General features: G+C 71.9%; 2 protein-coding genes. Both read right to left on the bottom strand.

The genetic code is table 11. The features are described 5' to 3' along the window. Positions 1 to 125 precede the first annotated feature (125 nt). The gene (locus UK12_RS32470; RefSeq protein ID WP_045306801.1) at positions 126 to 1,109 is read right to left on the bottom strand and encodes a carbohydrate kinase family protein; all 984 of its coding nucleotides are present in this window, start codon (positions 1,107 to 1,109) and stop codon (positions 126 to 128) included. A 208-nt stretch (positions 1,110 to 1,317) separates the two neighbouring features. Continuing rightward, positions 1,318 to 1,706, bottom strand: a 389-nt coding sequence (locus UK12_RS32475; protein WP_045306802.1) for a methionine adenosyltransferase domain-containing protein, incomplete at its 5' end; no start/stop codon positions are given.

Here is a 1,706-nt window from a genome sequence, read left to right on the forward strand (position 1 = left end):
GCAACCCTCCAGCTGCTCGAAATCCTCCATCGACGGATCCTGCGCCTGAAGCATCGTGCCCATCGCCCCATCCGCAACCACCACACGAGTGGCGAGGGCCTCCCGCAGCGCATCGGCTCGGGTGTTCATTTCAGCCTCCCGAGGAATGCCGCCAACTCCGTTGCGGCGTCGGTCCCGTACGTTCTTCTCAGCTCGGCCGTCAGGATGTCGGGCTCGATCCGGTAGTCCTGCGGGCCGACCACCCGCAGCGCGGTCGAGGCCACGGCGCAGCCGAGGCGGGCGGCCGACTCGGCGGGCAGTCCCCAGCTGACGGCGGCCAGGAAACCGGCCCGGAAGGCGTCACCGAGGCCGGTCGGCTCGACCGGGTCGGGCACGGCCACCGCCGGGATGCGGACGGGCTGTTGGCCACAGCGGCTGACCTTCACGCCGTCGGCGCCGAGGGTGGTGATCCAGGTGCCGACTCTGGCGAGGATCTCGTCCTCGGTCCAGCCGGTGTGCCTGGCGAGCAGCGCGGCCTCGTACTCGTTGGTGAACAGCACCCAGGCGTCGTCGACCAGTTGGCGCAGTTCTCCGCCGTCGAGGCGGGCGATCTGCTGTCCGGGATCGGCGGCGAACGGGATGCCGAGGCTGCGGCACTCGGCGGTGTGGCGGAGCATGGCGACGGGGTCGTTGGGCGAGACCACGACGAGGTCGAGGCCGCCGGACCGTTCGGCGATCGGCGCGAGGCCGATCTCCCGGGCCTCGCTCATCGCGCCGGTGTAGAAGGAGGCGATCTGGTTGCTGTCGGCGTCGGTGGTGCAGACGAAGCGGGCGGTCTGGAGGTCGGCGGAGATCCGGACGCCGGAGGTGTCGACGCCGCTGTCCTCCAGCCGGAGCCGGTAGTCGGCGAAGTCCTGGCCGGCCGCGCCGACCAGCAGCGGGGCGAGACCGAGCCGGGACAGGCCGAGGGCGATGTTGGCGGCGACTCCGCCCCGGCGCACCTCCAGGCCGTCGACCAGGAAGGACAGCGAGATGGTCGAGAGCCGGTCGGCGACCAGTTGCTCGGCGAACCGGCCTGGGAACGCCATGAGGTGGTCGGTGGCGATCGACCCGGTGGTGGCGATGCGCATACGGGTACTCGTCCTTGTCTTCGGTCGTGCACTTCGGCGGGGGCGCGGGAGTCCGCACGGACGGCCGTGCGGACGGCCTTGCGGACGGCCTTGCGGACGGCCTTGCGGACGGCCTTGCGGACGGCCTTGCGGCTCTGCGGCGAGCCGGTCGCGCGGTTCCCCGCGCCCCTGCGGCGGTGCCTGGTTTCCGTCTGCCGGGTCAACCTCGTCAGAGACCCAGGGCCTCACGCAGCTTGTCCGCGCGACTGGTGGACTCCCAGGTGAAGTCGGCCAGTTCGCGTCCGAAGTGCCCGTAGGCGGCGGTCTGCCGGTAGATGGGCCGCAGCAGGTCGAGGTCGCGGACGATGGCGGCCGGGCGGAGGTCGAAGACCTGGAGCACGGCGTCCTGGATCCGGTCCGTGGCGACGGTCTCGGTGCCGAAGGTCTCCACGAACAGGCCGACCGGGGCGGCCTTGCCGATGGCGTACGCGATCTGGACCTCGCAGCGGCGGGCGAGTCCGGCGGCGACCACGTTCTTGGCCACCCAGCGCATCGCGTAGGCGGCGGAGCGGTCGACCTTGGACGGGTCCTTGCCGGAGAAGGCGCCGCCGCCGTGCC

The sequence above is a fragment of the Saccharothrix sp. ST-888 genome (genome assembly GCF_000955975.1).
Taxonomy (GTDB): Bacteria; Actinomycetota; Actinomycetes; order Streptomycetales; family Streptomycetaceae; genus Kitasatospora.

Excerpts from the sequence above, each read along its gene's own strand:
- UK12_RS32470 (WP_045306801.1), bottom strand. The coding sequence starts at position 1,109 with ATGCGCATCGCCACCACCGGGTCGATCGCCACCGACCACCTCATGGCG.